The sequence below is a fragment of the Pseudomonas sp. MDT2-39-1 genome, assembly GCF_054898085.1.
Genome location: NZ_CM142716.1, coordinates 1,562,147 through 1,578,319, shown reverse-complemented (window position 1 = coordinate 1,578,319; position 16,173 = coordinate 1,562,147). Strand labels below are relative to the sequence as shown.

General features: G+C 58.0%; 19 protein-coding genes. 9 read left to right on the top strand and 10 right to left on the bottom strand.

Translation table 11 applies throughout. The features are described from left to right. Positions 1–401: 401 nt before the first annotated feature. Both ACYZTM_RS07785 and ACYZTM_RS07780 read left to right on the top strand, forming a co-directional pair. On the top strand, positions 402–2,024 hold the full coding sequence (locus ACYZTM_RS07785) for a methyl-accepting chemotaxis protein (protein WP_461987972.1): 1,623 nt from the start codon (positions 402–404) through the stop codon (positions 2,022–2,024). A gap of 234 nt (positions 2,025–2,258) precedes the next feature. Beyond that, positions 2,259–2,606 (top strand): hypothetical protein, encoded by a 348-nt coding sequence (locus ACYZTM_RS07780; RefSeq protein WP_461987970.1) that lies wholly within the window; start codon positions 2,259–2,261, stop codon positions 2,604–2,606. Here ACYZTM_RS07780 and ACYZTM_RS07775 read toward each other — a convergent pair. The 3 genes from ACYZTM_RS07775 to ACYZTM_RS07765 form a co-directional block, all read right to left on the bottom strand. Further along, positions 2,577–3,794 carry a GAF domain-containing sensor histidine kinase gene (locus ACYZTM_RS07775; RefSeq protein ID WP_461989112.1) on the bottom strand — a complete coding sequence of 406 codons (1,218 nt, stop codon included), beginning with the start codon at positions 3,792–3,794 and terminating at the stop codon, positions 2,577–2,579. The two genes, ACYZTM_RS07780 and ACYZTM_RS07775, sit on opposite strands and share 30 nt — an antisense overlap. Positions 3,795–3,931: 137 nt before the next feature. Further along, entirely contained in the window at positions 3,932–4,237 is a 306-nt protein-coding gene (locus ACYZTM_RS07770) for a PepSY domain-containing protein (protein ID WP_010457288.1), read from the bottom strand. A gap of 247 nt (positions 4,238–4,484) precedes the next feature. Next, positions 4,485–5,618: a glycerophosphodiester phosphodiesterase gene (locus ACYZTM_RS07765; RefSeq protein WP_461987967.1), complete on the bottom strand. Its 1,134-nt coding sequence runs from the start codon at positions 5,616–5,618 to the stop codon at positions 4,485–4,487. Positions 5,619–5,852: 234 nt separating this feature from the next. Between ACYZTM_RS07765 and ACYZTM_RS07760 the strand changes: the two genes are divergently transcribed. Beyond that, positions 5,853–6,179 (top strand): DUF2025 family protein, encoded by a 327-nt coding sequence (locus ACYZTM_RS07760; protein ID WP_461987964.1) that lies wholly within the window; start codon positions 5,853–5,855, stop codon positions 6,177–6,179. Positions 6,180–6,307: 128 nt separating this feature from the next. Here ACYZTM_RS07760 and ACYZTM_RS07755 read toward each other — a convergent pair whose 3' ends face one another. Together ACYZTM_RS07755 and ACYZTM_RS07750 are read right to left on the bottom strand one after the other, a co-directional pair. Further along, entirely contained in the window at positions 6,308–6,637 is a 330-nt protein-coding gene (locus ACYZTM_RS07755) for an antibiotic biosynthesis monooxygenase family protein (RefSeq protein ID WP_461987962.1), read from the bottom strand. Beyond that, complete coding sequence (locus ACYZTM_RS07750; protein WP_131059712.1) at positions 6,634–7,341, bottom strand: CTP synthase C-terminal region-related (seleno)protein; 708 nt, start codon at positions 7,339–7,341, stop codon at positions 6,634–6,636. The genes ACYZTM_RS07755 and ACYZTM_RS07750 overlap by 4 nt, the downstream gene beginning before the upstream one ends. 15 nt (positions 7,342–7,356) lie before the next feature. Here ACYZTM_RS07750 and ACYZTM_RS07745 point away from each other — a divergent pair, with 15 nt between their 5' ends. Then, on the top strand, positions 7,357–8,298 hold the full coding sequence (locus ACYZTM_RS07745; protein WP_131059711.1) for a LysR family transcriptional regulator: 942 nt from the start codon (positions 7,357–7,359) through the stop codon (positions 8,296–8,298). Between the two features lie 7 nt (positions 8,299–8,305). Here the strand turns inward: ACYZTM_RS07745 and ACYZTM_RS07740 are convergent, their stop codons facing one another. Continuing rightward, a complete protein-coding gene (locus ACYZTM_RS07740) occupies positions 8,306–8,845 on the bottom strand; it encodes a DUF1003 domain-containing protein (RefSeq protein ID WP_461987959.1) in 540 nt (179 codons plus the stop codon). 139 nt (positions 8,846–8,984) lie between these two features. Next, positions 8,985–9,593: a TetR/AcrR family transcriptional regulator gene (locus ACYZTM_RS07735; protein ID WP_131059709.1), complete on the bottom strand. Its 609-nt coding sequence runs from the start codon at positions 9,591–9,593 to the stop codon at positions 8,985–8,987. 212 nt (positions 9,594–9,805) lie between these two features. On the opposite strand from ACYZTM_RS07735, the gene ACYZTM_RS07730 reads away from it, so the two are divergent. Both ACYZTM_RS07730 and ACYZTM_RS07725 read left to right on the top strand, forming a co-directional pair. Continuing rightward, the gene (locus ACYZTM_RS07730; RefSeq protein ID WP_131059708.1) at positions 9,806–10,879 is read left to right on the top strand and encodes an MBL fold metallo-hydrolase; all 1,074 of its coding nucleotides are present in this window, start codon (positions 9,806–9,808) and stop codon (positions 10,877–10,879) included. A gap of 116 nt (positions 10,880–10,995) precedes the next feature. Then, positions 10,996–12,525 (top strand): amidase family protein, encoded by a 1,530-nt coding sequence (locus tag ACYZTM_RS07725; protein ID WP_131059707.1) that lies wholly within the window; start codon positions 10,996–10,998, stop codon positions 12,523–12,525. 90 nt (positions 12,526–12,615) lie between these two features. On the opposite strand, the gene ACYZTM_RS07720 is transcribed toward ACYZTM_RS07725, so the two are convergent. From ACYZTM_RS07720 to ACYZTM_RS07710, 3 genes are all read right to left on the bottom strand, one after another. After that, positions 12,616–12,888, bottom strand: a complete 273-nt coding sequence (locus ACYZTM_RS07720) for an XRE family transcriptional regulator (RefSeq protein WP_131059706.1) — start codon at positions 12,886–12,888, stop codon at positions 12,616–12,618. An 11-nt stretch (positions 12,889–12,899) separates the two neighbouring features. Continuing rightward, the gene (locus ACYZTM_RS07715; protein ID WP_131059705.1) at positions 12,900–13,217 is read right to left on the bottom strand and encodes a helix-turn-helix domain-containing protein; all 318 of its coding nucleotides are present in this window, start codon (positions 13,215–13,217) and stop codon (positions 12,900–12,902) included. A gap of 93 nt (positions 13,218–13,310) precedes the next feature. Continuing rightward, on the bottom strand, positions 13,311–14,078 hold the full coding sequence (locus ACYZTM_RS07710; RefSeq protein ID WP_461987956.1) for an AraC family transcriptional regulator: 768 nt from the start codon (positions 14,076–14,078) through the stop codon (positions 13,311–13,313). Between the two features lie 112 nt (positions 14,079–14,190). On the opposite strand from ACYZTM_RS07710, the gene ACYZTM_RS07705 reads away from it, so the two are divergent. From ACYZTM_RS07705 to ACYZTM_RS07695, 3 genes are all read left to right on the top strand, one after another. Then, positions 14,191–15,006: a sulfite exporter TauE/SafE family protein gene (locus ACYZTM_RS07705; protein ID WP_461987954.1), complete on the top strand. Its 816-nt coding sequence runs from the start codon at positions 14,191–14,193 to the stop codon at positions 15,004–15,006. A gap of 72 nt (positions 15,007–15,078) precedes the next feature. Next, positions 15,079–15,447 (top strand): hypothetical protein, encoded by a 369-nt coding sequence (locus tag ACYZTM_RS07700; RefSeq protein ID WP_461987952.1) that lies wholly within the window; start codon positions 15,079–15,081, stop codon positions 15,445–15,447. Positions 15,448–15,477: 30 nt separating this feature from the next. Beyond that, the gene (locus tag ACYZTM_RS07695) at positions 15,478–16,173 is read left to right on the top strand and encodes a DUF6933 domain-containing protein (RefSeq protein ID WP_461987950.1); all 696 of its coding nucleotides are present in this window, start codon (positions 15,478–15,480) and stop codon (positions 16,171–16,173) included.

Below are 16,173 nucleotides of genomic sequence, written 5' to 3'. Positions count from 1 at the left end.
TTATGTAGCAGCTGGCGAAGCCTGCGTTCGGCTGCGCAGCAGTCGTCAAACCTGAGCATGCGGTCTTCCTGACGCAACGCATCGCCTGATTTCACGACTGCTGCACAGCCGCCTCGGCTTGGGCGAGTCCATTCAATTACAAGGTCGCGTTACGGCGGGTTTTACAGGTTCACTTGAGCCGCATCATCGCAAGCCTGGATGACGTTTTTGTGACGATAAAATAACCGCAAACGATTGCATTGCCGGTGGTCGGAATTGATTCAAGAACCGCTCTGGCACGCCGATCTTGCTTAAGTTACCTTGCGCGGCTTCGGCCAAGAGCCAAGTTTCAGACAGGGATGTCCGGACACCTTTCACGCTGTGTTTGCTGCGTGTCTCACCCCTGTCATGAGTATCACTCGATGCTGCAAAAATCCCTGAGAGCACAAATCCTCGCCTTGCTGAGCGGCAGCCTGTTGGCGATGCTGTTGATCGCCCTGGCTTGCTTTCACTTCCTGTCCAGCGGCGTTCAGAGCTATGCGAATCTGATCGACGGTCCGTTGCACACCTCGCAATTGATCGACGAAGCCAACCTGCAATTCAAGGTGCAGGTGCAGGAATGGAAAAACGTCCTGCTGCGTGGCAAGCAACCGGCTGACCTGGACAAATACTGGAAGCAATTTGAAGACCGTCAGCGCGATGTGCAAAGCATTCTCGGTGTACTGGCCGGCCAGAAGGGTATTGAGCCGCAACTCAAGACCCGCATCGAACGCCTGCGCGACGAACACCGTCAGCTGGGCGCCGCCTATCAGAAGGGCCGTGATGCGTACGTGGCGGCTGGTGCCGACCCGACGGCGGGCGATAAGGCCGTCAAAGGCGTGGACAGGGCAACCAGCGATCAGATGAGCGAACTGGTCAGCGAATTGCGCAAGCAGGGCGTCGAGCAATCGAAGCTGATCAGCGTCGACGCCGATCGCACGGTATTGCTGGGGCTCATCGTGATGCTCGCCTCGGGTCTGTTGATCGGGCTGTTGAGCCTGTGGCTGGTCAACCGCAACCTGGTCGAACCGATTCGCAAACTGATCGAGTACGTGGCGCAACTCAGCCAGGGCAAGTTCGCCGAGCGCGTGGCCAGCACCCGTCAGGATGAGCTGGGCAAGCTGGCGGTCGCGGCCAACACCCTGCGTGATTTTCTCGCCGAAACCTTCAGCCGTTTGCAGCGCAGCGCCAAGGATCTGGACAGCGCCAGCGGTGAGCTGAATTCGATCGCCGGCCTCATGGCCAGCGGCACCAACGAGCAGTTCAACCGCACCGATCAGGTGGCCACGGCAATGAACGAAATGTCTGCCACCGCACAGGAAGTCGCACGTCACGCCGCCGATGCGGCACGTGCCGCCGATGATGCCGACCAGTCCGCCCAACACGGCGAAAAAGTCATGCAGGGCACCATTCACACCATCACCCAGATGCGCGGCGAAATCGCCAACACCGCCACGGTCATCCGCCAACTGGAAACCGACAGCGGACGCATCGGCAAGGTGCTGGAAGTGATTCGTGGCATCGCCGAGCAAACCAACCTGCTGGCGCTCAACGCAGCGATCGAAGCGGCCCGTGCCGGTGAAGCCGGACGCGGTTTTGCCGTGGTGGCCGATGAAGTGCGCAGCCTCGCCCAGCGCACGGCGGCGTCGATCATCGAGATCAACCAGATCATCCAGACCGTGCAAACCGGCGCGGTGGACGCGGCTCAGGCGATTGAAAGCGGGCAGTCGCGCAGTGAAGAAAGCGTCGAGCAAGTGACCCAGGCCGGCGCGATGCTGGAGCGGATCACCCTCGCCGTGGAAGCCATTCGCGACATGAACCGCCAGATCGCCACCGCCGCCGAAGAGCAGACTTCAGTGGCCGAGGACATCTCGCGCAACCTCACCGAAATCACCAGCATCGCCAGTACCAATCTGGACAACGTGCAGCGCACAGAAGCGGCCGGCCGCAATTTGCACGGGTTGTCGGGGCAGTTGAATGAAGTGACGGCGCGGTTGAGCGCGTAATGGAAAGGGCTGTGTACCGGGTCGGTTATCGAGTCGGTACACAGTAATCCCAAGGGCGGATAACCGAAGTCGAAGGCGGTTAGTTCAGTGTGCATAACCGTTGGTCGGATTTGCCGTTTTAAACCCCTTGATTCAGGAAGTACCTGTTAGATCTGACAGTAGACGATTGAGGCTCCCGAGGGCTTGATGAGCGAGGCAGCGCCCTTGCGCTATTTCTCGATCAGGAGTTTTCCCATGTCTACACATGAATTGTTGAGCAAGTTGGTCATTCCGAGCATGAAGCCAGTCGAGGGCCAGGAATACGAAGGTGAGGTGTCCGTACCCACTGAACCAGGTCTGCGTGCATTCATCGAAAGCGGTCAAGGTTTGAAAACGGGTGATCATGTTGTGGTTGAGTGGAAATCCACAACATCAACCCAAACTGTTTTCGATCACAAAGTCACTGCGATCGAAGAGGAAAACCCGGTACATTTTTATGTACTGAAATCCTTCGTTTTGGCGGGGTTAGCGACAATCCGTTATGAAGTGACCAGAGGCGATATGATCTTTCGCTCAGAGCATCTGGTCATCCTGGTCAAGTGATTCGACTCTGGATATTGCCGCCGGCAGGCTGAACGTAAACAGCGTGCCGTCCAACTCCGTCGAGCGTACTTCCAGCTTCCCGCCATGGGACTGCGCAATCTGACTGGCAATGTACAACCCCAACCCGAGGCCGGTCTGCGGTGTTCCGCTGGCCGGTCGCGAATAGGGGCGGAACAAATGCGGTAGCGCGGCCTCGGCAATCTGCCCCTGATTTTTCACGCTCAGTACAAACTGTTCATCCTTGATCTGCGCGCTGACGTCTACCGCGCCGTCAGGATCGCCGTGGGCAACGGCGTTCGCCACCAGATTGGAAAGCAGTTGCGCGACCCGCTCGCGATCGCACGCAATGCTGTGCAGGTCGCCAATGGAGGTGCGAAGGGTGCGTTCGGGGTGGACGCTCTGGACTTCAGAAATCACATGCCGCAATGCGTTCTCAAGATCCGGGCACGGCTCGACGTTTACCGGGATACCCTGACCCAAAGCGCCGCGGGCGAAATCCAGTACGTCATCGACCAGTTTGGTCGCACGTCGGGCGCTGGTGAGGATGTGCCGGGCCCGTTGCTGATTGGCTGGGTCGGGGAGTTTGCGCAGGAGCATTTCGGCGCCGGCGCTGATGGCGAACAAGGGGTTGCGCAGGTCATGACCGAGCACGGCGATGAATTGCTCGCGCAACTCGGCGGTTTTGCGTTCCGCCCTCAATGCCGCTTCGGTTTTTTGCAGGTTCTCTTCGGCCTCGATCTGCAGCGCCAGCATCCGCGCAAAGGATTCCATGGTGCTCTGGATCGTGCTGGACGTGAGCGGCGCAGGATTGGGGTCAAGGGCGCAGATGGTGCCGAAAAAGCGTCCATCGGTGCGGAAGATCGGCACCGCGATGTAGCTTTCGAATTGATAGAGGCGAGGCGTGTGGTGATCACGGTAGAGCGGGTCTTCACTGGCGTTGTCGATCACCACCGGATGATGCGCCTGGCGAATTTCGTGGCACAGGGTCGTGACCACATCCAACTCGCCGCCGACTTGCAAACCGAAGTCCAATTGATCGAGTACAGCGCACGCGGTCCACGAGTCTTCGGTGACACGCGCCACTGCGGCGAAGCGCAACCCCGTCAACTCACGGATCACCTGGAGAATCGCCGGCACCGCGCTGATCCGACTGATCGTGGCAATGTCTGCTGCCGCTGTTTGCCCCATATCAATCAATATCTGCGTGAACACCGTTGAGGGATTCTAACGGGCCGGTGCCGCGTTGGCGCGCCTTCATTGTGTGAATCCGACATGCAAAAAAGCCGCGCGATCCGAAGATCGTGCGGCTTTGTTTTATACGGGTATCAGGTGTCTTGCTTGTCGCTCAGGACTTTACCGGTGGTGGCATCGAAGTCGACGTCAAATTCTTTGCCGTCAGCGGTTTTCAGTTCCACTTCGTACTCGTAGTTGTTGAAGTGGTTGTCCAGGTCGGTGTCGGTGATGGTCGCACCCGGATGCAGTTTCAGCGCCGCCTGGTTCATTTCTTCCAGTGGCTTGATCTTCCCGCTCTTGACCAGCTCAGGGATCTGGTCGACGCGAACGTCAGCCTGCGCCAGGCCAGCAGTGAGGGTCAGGGCAGCGGCAGTGAACAGGGCAGTCAGGGTTTTCATGAGATTCTTTCCTTGGGGTGATCTGTTTAAGTGGGGCCAGATTAACGACGGCAACTTAATTCAGCCTTAATTCCAATGACCGTGTCGTTTGGAAGCTTTCGCGGGCAAGTCGGATCGCCGCCCGCTCGCTCCTACAGGATCCGGGTTTGCCACAAAAATATCGGCATCCAAAAATCCTGTAGGAGCGAGCGGGCGGCGATCCGACTTGCCCGCGAAGAAGTCGACGCGGTGTCGTGTCAGCGACCGATTAGTAGCCGTTGTTCTGCAGCAATTGCGCGACGGTGCCCGCCGCCGGGCGTTTATAAAACTTCAGCAATTCGCTGGCGCGGTTGGTGAAGATGCCATCGACGCCGGCCTCCATGACTTTCTGGTAATCAACCGCTTCGTCGATGGTGTAGACGTGTACCAGCAGGCCCTGATCGTGGGTGTACTGGTTCATCCACGGTTGCACCAGGTCCGAATAGCTCTGATCGCCACCCTTGGTCAACGCGGCCGAAGGGCCGGTACCAATTGCACCCTGGGCCTTGGCGTACTCGACCCACTGCTGGAATTCGGCTTTGTCTTTCGGTTCCTGTTTGGCGTAGTAAGTCGCCTTGTCCTTGTCCTTGTCGCCGGACTCGGCAAACGTCACTTTGGATTTCGGTTCGATACTGCCTTCGCCGACCCACAGCAACAGGATCTTCGGCACTTGCGGCATTTCCTTCTCAAGCAGTTCGAGGCTGCTCTTCTCGAAGGTTTGCAGCACGACTTTGCCTTTGCCCTGGCCGACGGACAGATTGCTTTTCGCCAGTTTGGAACCGGCCGGGCTCAGCCAGCCGCGATCCTGCAATTTATCCTTGAGGTCGCTTTCGATACCGGGAAATTGCTTCGGCTCTTTTGTTTCGATGTACAGGCCTGGCTTGTGCAGCGGATTGCCCTGGGCGATGTCGATGATTTCGTCGAGGGTCAGAATCTTCAGGCCGACGAAGGAGGGGCGTGCGCGATCCGGGTAGGCGGTGTTGAACCAGCTGCCGGCATCCAGGGTTTTCAGTTCGGCGATGGTGAACGCGTTGGCCGGGCTGTCCTTGCGATCGGGGAATTTTGTGGCGACGTCGGTGGTGCGTTGCAGGTTGTTGTCGTGCAGGGCGAACAGCACGCCGTCCTTGCTGCGTTGCAGATCCATTTCCAGGTAGTCGACGCCCAGATCACGGGCCAGTTTGTAGGCCGCTGCGGTGGATTCCGGTGCATCGAACGAAGCGCCGCGGTGGGCGATGACCGCCGGATGCGGGATGCCCAAATGGGTCGCCAGAGCTGTCGGGCTGGGCTCGTTGGCGGCCTGTGCCTGGCCGAGGCCGAGCAGCATGCTCAGCAGCAGGGCGCTTTTGGTGAAGGTAACTGGCATGGTCGAGGTCCTTTCGCGTTGAGTTTTCAAAGACGTCTCTTTTAACAACTGAGCGCCGCCAGCGCTATCGCCAGACCGACATAAACGTGTTTAAAGCAGATTTTTTCAGCGCTTTTGTGCAGTTCTTTGCAGTACTCTTGGCCCTGGCGTTTCCCCGGCAGAGGGAAATCCGATTGCTCCCCTTGCGTGTAAACCATCGTTCACCGGTCGTTAACGACCTTTTGTGAGGTTTATATGCGCATCACTTCCGAGCTTATCTGCCAGGCCGCCGACCAACTCAAAGGCTTCGTCGGCCTCAATCGCAAGACCGGCCACTACATTGTGCGTTTCAGCGAAGACTCGTTTGGTATGGACGTGGCTGATGACGGGATTATTCCCACGAGTGAATTTGTCTGGTCAGAGGGGCCGGCGCAGGCCATGACGCTCAAGCGTGAGTTGATTCAGTTGTTGCTGGATCAGAATATTGATGACCGGATTAATGTGACCGAGCCGTTGCGGGTGTACATGAATCGGCGGGAAGTGCCGGAGATTTCGGCGGTGCGGAGTCTTGTTCAGGGCTGAGGTTTTTGTGTTGTTTGCTCTGGCCTCTTCGCGGGCAAGCCGGATCGCCGCACCGCTCGCTCCTACAGGTTATCGGTGCCCTCTGTAGGAGCGAGGCTTGCCCGCGAGACGGCCTAAAGAACACCGCATCATGTTGCTGTCTTGAACGCATACGCCCGCTCAACCCTGCACACCCGCGTATGACACGCCGAATACCACGTCGACCGCCCACGCTCGCGAATCTCACTGTGCTCGGGATGATGCTTCCACGCCAGTATCGCCGCCTCGCTGGCCCAGTAAGACACCGTAATCCCCAGCCCATCCCCGCCCCGAGCCGATTCCACACCGAGAAACCCCGGCTGCTCACGGGCGAGTTCCACCATGCGTTCGGCGGCCTCGGCGTAACCGTGATCGCCGTCGGTGCGCAGCGAAGTAAAAATCACCGCGTAGTAAGGCGCCGATGGTGTATCGGCGATCATGATTTTTGCCTTTTGCAGGCTTCGATCAAGGCGCGGACCAGCGGCGGCAGCGTGCCTTTGAGCGCGGCGCGTTCAGGTTGGAACAGGGTGGCGACAAAGAACGGATGACCTATGAGTTCCACCGCCCGCAAGTCGCCGGTCGAGTCATGGCCAACGGCGTACAGTTTTTGCGTCAATAACTCACGTTCGAATTGCGGATTCACGCCATAGCGGCAGCGATATCCCTCAACGATATCAGCGCTTTCATACGCCTTGGCGATCAACGAGCTATCAACCAGGTGAATGCTGTCCGTCGCTTCCACCAATGAACAGGCCAGCGGCGTGAGTAACGGGCGCGTTGCATCGGGATGGGTTTCGCCGTGTTCGGCGTCTTCCCAACCCAGCACATTTCGAGCGAACTCAAGCACGGCGTGTTGAAACCCGCCACAGGTGCCGAGGAACGGTCGCTGCTGTTCACGGGCAAAACGGATCGCCCGTAACGCGCCGTCCATGTCGCGGTAAGGACTGGCGGGCACGCACCAGAAGCCATCGAAATCCTTCAGGGGCGTGTCGGCATTGATGCTGTCGGTGGCCAGCCATTGGAATTGCACGTCCAGCTTCAGCCGTTCGGCAGCCATGCCGAGGGCCACGGGAATGGCTTGGTGGGCGGTGACCTGTGGGTCGTAGTCACCGATCAGGGCAATGCGGATTGCGGTGGTTTCCATGAGTGATCTCGACGCTTGTTGATTCCTGGCACCCACTATAGATTGGCGTTCACGCATTCAATATTGGCGTTATCCCAAGTGATCAATGCAGCGACGCACTATCGACTCGACTATCCAGACCTAGCGCTGATCCTCGCCTTGGTGCGCGGCGGCTCTCTGGCCCGGGCATCCGCGTTGTTGAAGGTTGACGTTTCGACGGTGTTTCGCGCCGTTCGCCGACTGGAAGCCGCGCTGGGCCAGCAACTGTTCGAAAAAAGCCGCGCCGGTTACCTGCCGACCACGCTCGCACAGACCTTGTCCGAACAAGCTGAGCGGGCGGAACAAGCGCTGGAAGCGGCGCGTATTGGCGTGGAGCAGGGCGGTGAAGTCATCAGTGGCACGGTGCGGTTGACCTGTACCGATTCTGTCCTGCAAGGGTTGTTGCTGCCGGCGCTGGCGCAGTTCATGCCGTCCTACCCGGCGCTGACCCTCGAGCTGAGCACCTCCAACGACTTTGCCAACCTCAGCCGTCGCGATGCCGACATCGCCTTGCGCCTCACCCGCACGCCGCCCGAGCATCTGGTCGGTCGACGTCTGGCGGATATTTCCTATCGGGTCTGTGCCAGCGCGGCGTACTTGAAATCGGTCGATCCTGAAGACTTGGCCTCACTGACCTGGATCGCGCCGGATGACTTTCTTCCCGACCATCCCACCATTGCCTGGCGGCGCCAGCAATTGCCCGGCGTGACGCCTGGTTATCGCTGCAACAGCATGCTGTCGGTGACCGAATTGGTGCGGGCCGGACTGGGCGTCGCGGCGTTGCCAGACTTTTTGATCGGTGACGAATTGCAACCATTGACTGGCCCGTTGCACGGTTACGACACCGCACTCTGGTTGCTCACCCGACCGGACTGCCGTGCGTTGCGCTCGGTGGTGACGTTGTTCGATGAGTTGGGGCGGGCGCTTCGATTGCCGTGACCGGGCGCTAAACTTTTGGCTGATCCTTGCGCACGAAATGCTGATGCATTTCCGACGTCAGGTTTTCGATGCGTTCAGTCAGGGTCTTGGTCATTTCCGTCAGCCGAGTGTTCTGCTCGAGCAACGCCATCAGTTGCGCGGTGTTCTGCGCCGATTGTGCCAGGCGTCCGGTGTTGGCTACCGCGAGGGATTCCCGGTGCAGGGCGTCGGCGTCGGACTGGGCTTTGTCCCGCGCCGCCTGCCGTGTCTGGGCCAACAGAATCAGCGGGGCGGCGTAAGCCGATTGCAGGCTGAAGGCCAGGTTGAGCAGGATGAATGGATAAACGTCGAAGTGGGTCACGCCAAAGATGTTGAGACACACCCAAAGCACCACGATCAGCGTCTGGGCGCCAAGAAAGGTCGGCGTGCCGAAGAACCGCGCAAATGCCTCGGCGCGCAGGGCAAACTTGTCGTTGCCGAACGTCGGCGCCAAGTGAGCATGAGCGCGGTGAAAACGCAGGTGGTCGACGGGAGCGGCGGGGGCGGTTTCGTTGGTCGTCGTGGTCATGATGCTCTCTGCAGGGCGCTGGGACTGAGGCTCACTATAGCCCCAGCGTCAGTTTCATCCTGAAACACATTGCAGCGTTGTATTCAGAGCGACCCTTGACCGGTCAATCGGCAGACGTTGTCATTTATTGCAGATCGATTCAGCGCTGATAACAGGCGAGGAACATGTCCAGCGCCGACTCCACCACGGTTATCTGCATCTCGTCCGACAGCGCCGGGAGCCCCATGGAAATCTGCGGCCAGAACGCAAAGGATTTGAGCATTCCCTGAATTTGCTGCGCGGCAAACTCGGGATCGACCGGTTTCAATCGACCGTCTGACTGGGCGGCGCGGATCCACACGGTCAGGCCTTCTTCACGCTCACCCATTCGGGCAACCATGTTCTGCGCGCGCTCGGGAGAATGAATGGTGGCGGCGATCGCCACACGCGCCAGGTCGAGGAAGTTGTCATCGCCCAGCATCTGCAGTTTGGCCTTCAACATCAGGCTCATTTGATCGCGCAGCGGCAGGTCAGGGCGGTAGGACGTTTCCTGCTCTGCGGTCACTCGTGCCCACAATTGATTGAGGATTTCGGCGAACAACTCTTCCTTGCTGGGGAAGTGGTTGTACACCGTGCGCTTCGACACGCCGGCAGTGGCGGCGATCTTGTCCATGCTGGTGATGTCGAAACCGTTGGCACGGAATTCGGCAATCGCCGCCTGGATGATGGCTTCGCGTTTACGGTCGGTGAGGCGCTGTGGAGCTGTCATAAGTACGCTTCGGCAGGAAGATAAAGAGAATTACACTCAGCAGTTTACTTGTGATCGGGTTTGATGCAACCTTGAAACTACACTGTGCAGTGTAATGTTTTGTTAATCCTGCACAGGGAAAAATAGAATCTCCGGCTGATGCGTGCGTGCTTTGGCCATTTATTCCCACCGTGAAAAACCGCTTTGTGCGGTTTTTCTGGAGTTACTCAGTCATGGCCAACTCGATTTCCCCTACGGACAACGCCTCCACGCCTGAAGCATCCCGTCAGGCAGAAGGGCTCTTCCGCAATCATGCGCCCGTGCAACGTGAAGGCTTTCGGAAAATGGTGCGCATCATGTGGAGCATGATTTTCCACAAGCCGCGCAACACTCGCCCGACAGCGCCCGTCCCGGTGCAAGCCCTGACCCAGGCCGCGCTGATCGCTGCACCCAACCACAGCGTCTATCGCCTCGGCCACTCCACCGTCCTGCTGAAACTGCGAGACAAATTCTGGATCACCGACCCGGTCTTCGCCGAACGCGCCTCCCCAGTACAGTGGGCCGGTCCCAAGCGTTTCCACCAACCGCCGATCAGCCTCGAAGAATTGCCGCCGATCGAAGCGGTGATCCTGTCGCACGACCACTACGACCACCTCGATTATCAAGCCGTGCTCAAACTGGCGGACAAGACCAAGTACTTCCTGACGCCACTGGGCGTGGGCGACACCCTGATCAAGTGGGGAGTCGATGCCAGCAAAGTGCGCCAACTGGATTGGTGGCAGGGCACGGAAGTCGATGGCATGCAGTTCATCGCCACACCGTCGCAGCACTTCTCCGGTCGTGGCCTGTTCGATGGCAACAGCACGCTCTGGGCCTCGTGGGTGATGATCGACGGCGACACGAGGATCTTCTTCAGCGGCGACAGCGGTTATTTCGATGGCTTCAAACGCATCGGCGAACAGTACGGCCCGTTCGACCTGACCCTCATGGAAAGCGGCGCCTACAACGTCGAGTGGCCTCACGTTCACATGCAGCCTGAAGAAACCCTGCAAGCGCATATCGACCTCAAAGGGCGCTGGTTATTGCCGATTCACAACGGCACCTTCGATTTGTCGATGCACGCCTGGTTCGAGCCTTTCGACCGGATCCTCGCATTGGCCTGGGAGCGCAATGTGTCGATCACCACACCGCAAATGGGTGAGGCGTTCAACGTGAAGTACCCGCAGAGGGGGAACGCATGGTGGTTGGAAATGGAAAGTACGGTGAAGGAAAAAGGGCATTTGGCTTGTAGCGGCTACAAGTATTGATGAAGTTTCCTACATAGGCGGTTCCTTGTAGCTGACAGCCGTTTCCTATGGCTTCGGTAGGCTTTGCAGCGGGTGAAATGACTCACTCGTGATTAGCCATAACAAGGAAGCTGTAAATGAAGGATTTTTTAAGAAACCGCATGACGGCACTGGCGCAGATCGTTCTGCTATCGGCCACCGGGTCTGCATTTGCAGACAGCAAAGGGGCAGTCACTGCTCAGACGCTCGAATATGCGAGCGTCAGCGAGCTCACTGAGCGGATGGAACGTAACGAACTTACCTCAGTAACGCTGGTGGAATATTTGCAGGCGCGCATCAGCACGCTGGATAAGCAAGGGCCGATGATCAACGCGATCATTGAGCTCAACCCTCAAGCCATCGACATTGCCACCGCGTTAGACCTGGAGCGTCAGGCTGGAAAAGTGCGTGGCCCGCTGCACGGCATTCCAGTTCTGCTCAAGGACAACATCGACACTGCGGACCAGATGCAAACGAGCGCGGGCTCATTGGCCATGGTCGGCCAGCCTGCGGCAAACGATGCGTTTGTCGTAAAACAACTGCGCGATGCAGGTGCCGTCATTCTCGGTAAAACCAACATGAGCGAATGGGCCTACGTTCGGGAAATGGGCTTGCCACATGGTTGGAGTGGCCGAGGTGGCCAAGGTAAAAATCCCCACGTATTAAGTGGCGAAATCTGCGGGTCCAGCTCTGGTTCAGCAGCAGGTGTAGCTGCCGGTTTTGCACCGTTGGCCATCGGCACTGAAACCAACGGCTCGATCACTTGCCCTGCTTCGGCCAACGGGGTAGTTGGCGTCAAGCCGACACTGGGATTGTTCAGCCGATCAGGCATCATTCCCATCACACGTCTGCAAGACACCCCCGGCACCCTTACGCGCACCGTTCGTGACGCCGCACTGATGTTCAATGCCCTGCAAGGCGCCGATGTCACGGATGCCGCAACCGGCGATGCTCCGATGGGAGTCGACTACACCACGCTGCTCGCCACGGATACATTGAAAGGCAAAAGAATCGGTTACCCGACCGAGTACGTCGGTACGAACGGCTCTGTTCTTCAACCTGGCGTTAAGTTCCTGATGGCATTGGCCACACTGGAAGAGCAAGGCGCTACCCTGGTGCCGTTGAAAGTACGACTGCCGGATATCGATGGCTACTTCAACACCCTCATGGCTGGCATGAAACATGAACTGCCCGAGTACCTCGTCAGCCGCCAAGGATTGCCGATCCAGACCCTTCAACAGTTGATCGACTTCAACGTACTCAATCCGGGCACCGAAGGATACGGGCAGCAGATGCTGAAGGACATCAACGAACTGGACATGACCCACTCGCAGGCAACTGAGTTGTTCGGCATCCTCAATGCCAGTTTCAAGGCTGCCATTGATGAGCAATTGGCTGAACATAATCTGGATGCGTTGTTCGCCGATGCCGATGGCTATTCGCAATTCAGCGCCGCAGTGGCTGGCTACCCTGGCATTACCGTCCCGTCGGGCATGAACAACGATGAGTTGCCGACCTCTGTGTTCTTTTTCGGCCAGCGCTGGAGTGAACCTCAACTGCTGGCGCTGGCTTACAACTATGAACAAGCATCGTTAGAACGCCAGAATCCGGCGTTTAAAGAGCAGTAGGATCTAGTGATGTTGGCGATACGGGTCTGGCATCGTGCATGGGCAGGGAGGCCATCTCACCCTACTCATGGAGGCGTGATCAATTACGCCTCAGAACGCTTGATCCGCCGCCGTCGGGTCGCTCGCCATGGAGCGGCCCGCGATCTTCGCCACGGTCAGATCGCGCACGTTCCCATCGAGAATTTCATCCAGTTCACTCGCTGACAGCCCCAGCCTTTGCGCCGCTTCCGCCTTGCCCAACTGACCGGTGTCGAGCAGCATGCCAATCTTCATGAGGTATTCGGCCTTGGCCCTCATCTGCCCCGCATCGGCATCACCCAAAGACGGATTGCCGCGCCTGTCGCATTCATCGATTCCATTCATCAGTTGACCCCTCACTCGACCATCGCATAGTCCGCCCGACCCACCGGATCAGGCGTCGACCCTTTAATATTCATCCCCCGACCCGGCGCAAATCCCGGGAAGAACACCAACCCCTCCGATTCAAACCGATACGCCAGCGCCAGTCGGGTGACATCCAGTACATCGCGTTCGTCCTCAAAACGCAGAATGGCGTCCACGGATACCCCGGATTCCTCCGAGAGCTCTTCCACACTCCAACCCAGCATCGCTCGGGCCTGGGCGCAGTGGGCCGGGGTGAATTGGAAAAGGGCGATACGTTCCAGGGTGATTTTCATCGCAAGAGAGGCCATGGTGTTCTCCGGGCTCGAGAGTGCTAATCCAAAAAGTACTGTTGTTTTGTACAGTTGTTTTGCGCCCGGATCAAACTCATTTTTTGATTTTTGCTATGTCGCCCCCTCCATCCAGACGGACGGTGCCTGCCCCAATACGCGGCGAAACATGGTCGAGAAAGCCGCCGGGCTGTCATAACCGAAATCCAGCGCAATCCGCGTCACCGGCGTACCCGCCGCCAACCGCGCCAAGGCCAGCACCACGCAGGCCCGCTGGCGCCATTGGCTGAAACTCAGACCAGTCTGTTGGCGAAACAGCCGATTAAAAGTACGCAGGCTGATGTGCAACTGATCAGCCCATTGCTGAGGCGATTGATGCGCGTCGGGCCGCTGCAAAAAGCCTTGGCACAACCCCAGCAACCGCGCATCGACCGGTAAAGGAATGTGCAACGGCAAGTGAGTACTGCGCGCCAGTTCATGCAGCAGCAAGTCGATCAGCGCGCCATCGCGCCCGGCCTCGTCATACGCCAGCGGGATCTCCACCGCCTCCATCAGCAAGTGCCGCATCAACGGCGACACACTGATCACCTGGCAACGAACCCCCAGATCCACCCTCCCGGGTTCGATGTACAAGCTCCGCGTGCTCACCCCCAGCATCAACACCTCATGCGCCACCCCCGCCGGAATCCACACCGCCCGCTGCGGCGGGACCACCCAGTTGCCGTCGTGCGTGCTGACCTGCATCACTCCCGTGGCGCCGTACAGGAGTTGTGCCCGCCGATGTGTATGACGGGGCAACACGTGACCGTGGGAATAATCCGTACCGATCGCCACCACTGAGCGCGGTGTGTCATCCAGCAGATTGATCGAAATGTTGCGCATTGAGCAGCTTCCAGCAGTTGGCGTAAACGCGAACATTATTGGCTGACTTGCTGAAGCAGGCCAAGGCGCATCGCTCTATTGTCAGCGGCTCTCAATTAATGGACGACGCGTGATGTTTTATCTCTTGCTGGCATTTTTCGGGTGCATGACTGGCGTTACTGCGGTGTTGTTCGGCTTTGGCGGTGGCTTTGTTGTGGTGCCATTGCTTTACCGCATGCTCGTGGTTAGCCATGGTGCCGATGACCCGATCGGCCAATCGGCGATGCACATTGCCGTGGCAACTTCGACCTGCGTGATGATCGTCAACGCATTGGTTGCCACGGGAAAGCATCACCGCGCGGGTAATCTCATTCGCCATTACCTGTGGCCGTTGGGTGGGTTTATCGGATTGGGCGCGGTGGTCGGAGCGGTCGCCGCGATGTGGGTAAGTGGAGAGGTGATTCGTTATGCCTTCATCGCGTACTTGGGCGTGACCATTGTGGATTGCCTGTTCAGACGCGGTTTTCTGACAGCGTCCGACACCGCAATCCCACGGCGGTTGGGGAGGGCAGAAGTGTCTGGTGGTGGCGTAGGAATCGGCGCGATCGCGACGTTTCTCGGCGTGGGCGGCAGCGTCATGACCGTGCCGTTGTTACGACGTTGTGGGTTGAGCATGTCTCAGGCAACGTCCATGGCTAATCCGCTAAGCCTGCCCGTGGCGCTGGCTGGGACGGTGACTTACATGGCGATGGCGGGGCTCACCGGGTTTGATCTGGGACCGTGGTTTATCGGCTATGTGGATCTGCTGGCGTTTGCAGTGTTGACGATGGGATCGTTGGTGGGCATTTGGTTGGCCACGCCGTGGATCGGGCGGATACCGGACCGAATGCATGCGCGGGTGTATGTAGGTTTGCTAGTTTTGGTGATGCTGAGTATGTGTGCCGACTAGGGTTGGAATCAGCAGGCCAATTCGCAAGAAAATTCCCTTCGCATTGTTCAATATTTCTCGCAGGAGAATGTAATGTCGATCCTCGAAAGCGACTGGAAGAAATTCAAGGAACTGCGCAAAATCGCACTCGACCGATTTTGCCAAGGTGTTCTTGCCGATGCGAAAGCGATTACCCAACACGGGGCGCTGTCTGCTCACGCTCGGTACGGAATGCTTTACGGCTTGATCCACAATCGGAACAAGGACATGGCCCTCGCTTTTGACCGATACAGCCAATCCCGTTCAAGTGCTTTCACCGCTTTGAGGTTGTTTGTCATGCATGACTTGCTGACCGACGCAGAGTTATCAGTTCTGAGCGAAGAGGCGCTGGATTACATCTCGGATGTTGTTCGCCAGCCTTATGAACTTGAATGGGTCGACGAAATTGTGCGACAGGACTGACACCCGTACAGACGAATTAAAGGACTTAGGATGTTGATCTTCAATTGCACCGAAGCTGCCAGCAACTTCTTCAGTCGTGTCCATAAGGGCAAGAAAATCTCACCTGTGGAGAAACCGCCATCGCCCGTGATTGAGGACGATGAGGCAGTCGAATCCGCCGAACAGTGGCTGGTCCACGCCATCACCGTCCAACGCAAGCACGTGTTGTTCGTCATCCATGTGCAAACCCGTTATTGCATGATTTTCGCGGACGCGAAAAAAGCGGATATCGAAGGATTTGTTCACCGCTTTGCCGAGCGCTGGATAGACGGCCTGATGCGCCATGCGGGGCAGCACGACATCCTTCGCTGGATAGATGACGAGCCGATGATGGAGCGTTTCCTGAAGAGTTGCGGCAAGTACGTGTTTTACAAGCGCGGTCATCGCGGTGCGCAAAAGCACCTCAATGAAATCGCCTGGGTTTTCGAGGACTGCGCCGCCGAATGGGGTACGTTGCCTTCGGACGAGTTCTCGGCTGCGCGCTTCGATGGCGATATGAACGACACCCCAAGAGGTAGCAAAGGGCACAAGGATTACTACTTTCCCGATGAGGAAATGATCGTTCATTGGTTGCGCCATTATGGCGGCTTGGATGAGCCTGCGGTTCAGGCAGCCCGTGAGCGGCGCAAGGAAGTGAAGCGAGAGATACGGGAGTTCGAAAGGCAGCTTAATCTCGAAGCGCAATGA

What these genes read in the sequence shown, in the direction of transcription:
- ACYZTM_RS07715 (WP_131059705.1), bottom strand. Translation starts at nt 13,217, where the DNA reads ATGGCCTCTCTTGCGATGAAAATCACCCTGGAACGTATCGCCCTTTTC.
- ACYZTM_RS07750 (WP_131059712.1), bottom strand. Translation starts at nt 7,341, where the DNA reads ATGGAAACCACCGCAATCCGCATTGCCCTGATCGGTGACTACGACCCA.
- ACYZTM_RS07775 (WP_461989112.1), bottom strand. Translation starts at nt 3,794, where the DNA reads ATGGGGCAAACAGCGGCAGCAGACATTGCCACGATCAGTCGGATCAGC.
- ACYZTM_RS07740 (WP_461987959.1), bottom strand. Translation starts at nt 8,845, where the DNA reads ATGACCACGACGACCAACGAAACCGCCCCCGCCGCTCCCGTCGACCAC.
- ACYZTM_RS07765 (WP_461987967.1), bottom strand. Translation starts at nt 5,618, where the DNA reads ATGCCAGTTACCTTCACCAAAAGCGCCCTGCTGCTGAGCATGCTGCTC.
- ACYZTM_RS07770 (WP_010457288.1), bottom strand. Translation starts at nt 4,237, where the DNA reads ATGAAAACCCTGACTGCCCTGTTCACTGCCGCTGCCCTGACCCTCACT.
- ACYZTM_RS07785 (WP_461987972.1), top strand. Translation starts at nt 402, where the DNA reads ATGCTGCAAAAATCCCTGAGAGCACAAATCCTCGCCTTGCTGAGCGGC.
- ACYZTM_RS07780 (WP_461987970.1), top strand. Translation starts at nt 2,259, where the DNA reads ATGTCTACACATGAATTGTTGAGCAAGTTGGTCATTCCGAGCATGAAG.
- ACYZTM_RS07695 (WP_461987950.1), top strand. Translation starts at nt 15,478, where the DNA reads ATGTTGATCTTCAATTGCACCGAAGCTGCCAGCAACTTCTTCAGTCGT.
- ACYZTM_RS07710 (WP_461987956.1), bottom strand. Translation starts at nt 14,078, where the DNA reads ATGCGCAACATTTCGATCAATCTGCTGGATGACACACCGCGCTCAGTG.
- ACYZTM_RS07705 (WP_461987954.1), top strand. Translation starts at nt 14,191, where the DNA reads ATGTTTTATCTCTTGCTGGCATTTTTCGGGTGCATGACTGGCGTTACT.
- ACYZTM_RS07755 (WP_461987962.1), bottom strand. Translation starts at nt 6,637, where the DNA reads ATGATCGCCGATACACCATCGGCGCCTTACTACGCGGTGATTTTTACT.
- ACYZTM_RS07725 (WP_131059707.1), top strand. Translation starts at nt 10,996, where the DNA reads ATGAAGGATTTTTTAAGAAACCGCATGACGGCACTGGCGCAGATCGTT.
- ACYZTM_RS07760 (WP_461987964.1), top strand. Translation starts at nt 5,853, where the DNA reads ATGCGCATCACTTCCGAGCTTATCTGCCAGGCCGCCGACCAACTCAAA.
- ACYZTM_RS07735 (WP_131059709.1), bottom strand. Translation starts at nt 9,593, where the DNA reads ATGACAGCTCCACAGCGCCTCACCGACCGTAAACGCGAAGCCATCATC.
- ACYZTM_RS07730 (WP_131059708.1), top strand. Translation starts at nt 9,806, where the DNA reads ATGGCCAACTCGATTTCCCCTACGGACAACGCCTCCACGCCTGAAGCA.
- ACYZTM_RS07700 (WP_461987952.1), top strand. Translation starts at nt 15,079, where the DNA reads ATGTCGATCCTCGAAAGCGACTGGAAGAAATTCAAGGAACTGCGCAAA.
- ACYZTM_RS07720 (WP_131059706.1), bottom strand. Translation starts at nt 12,888, where the DNA reads ATGAATGGAATCGATGAATGCGACAGGCGCGGCAATCCGTCTTTGGGT.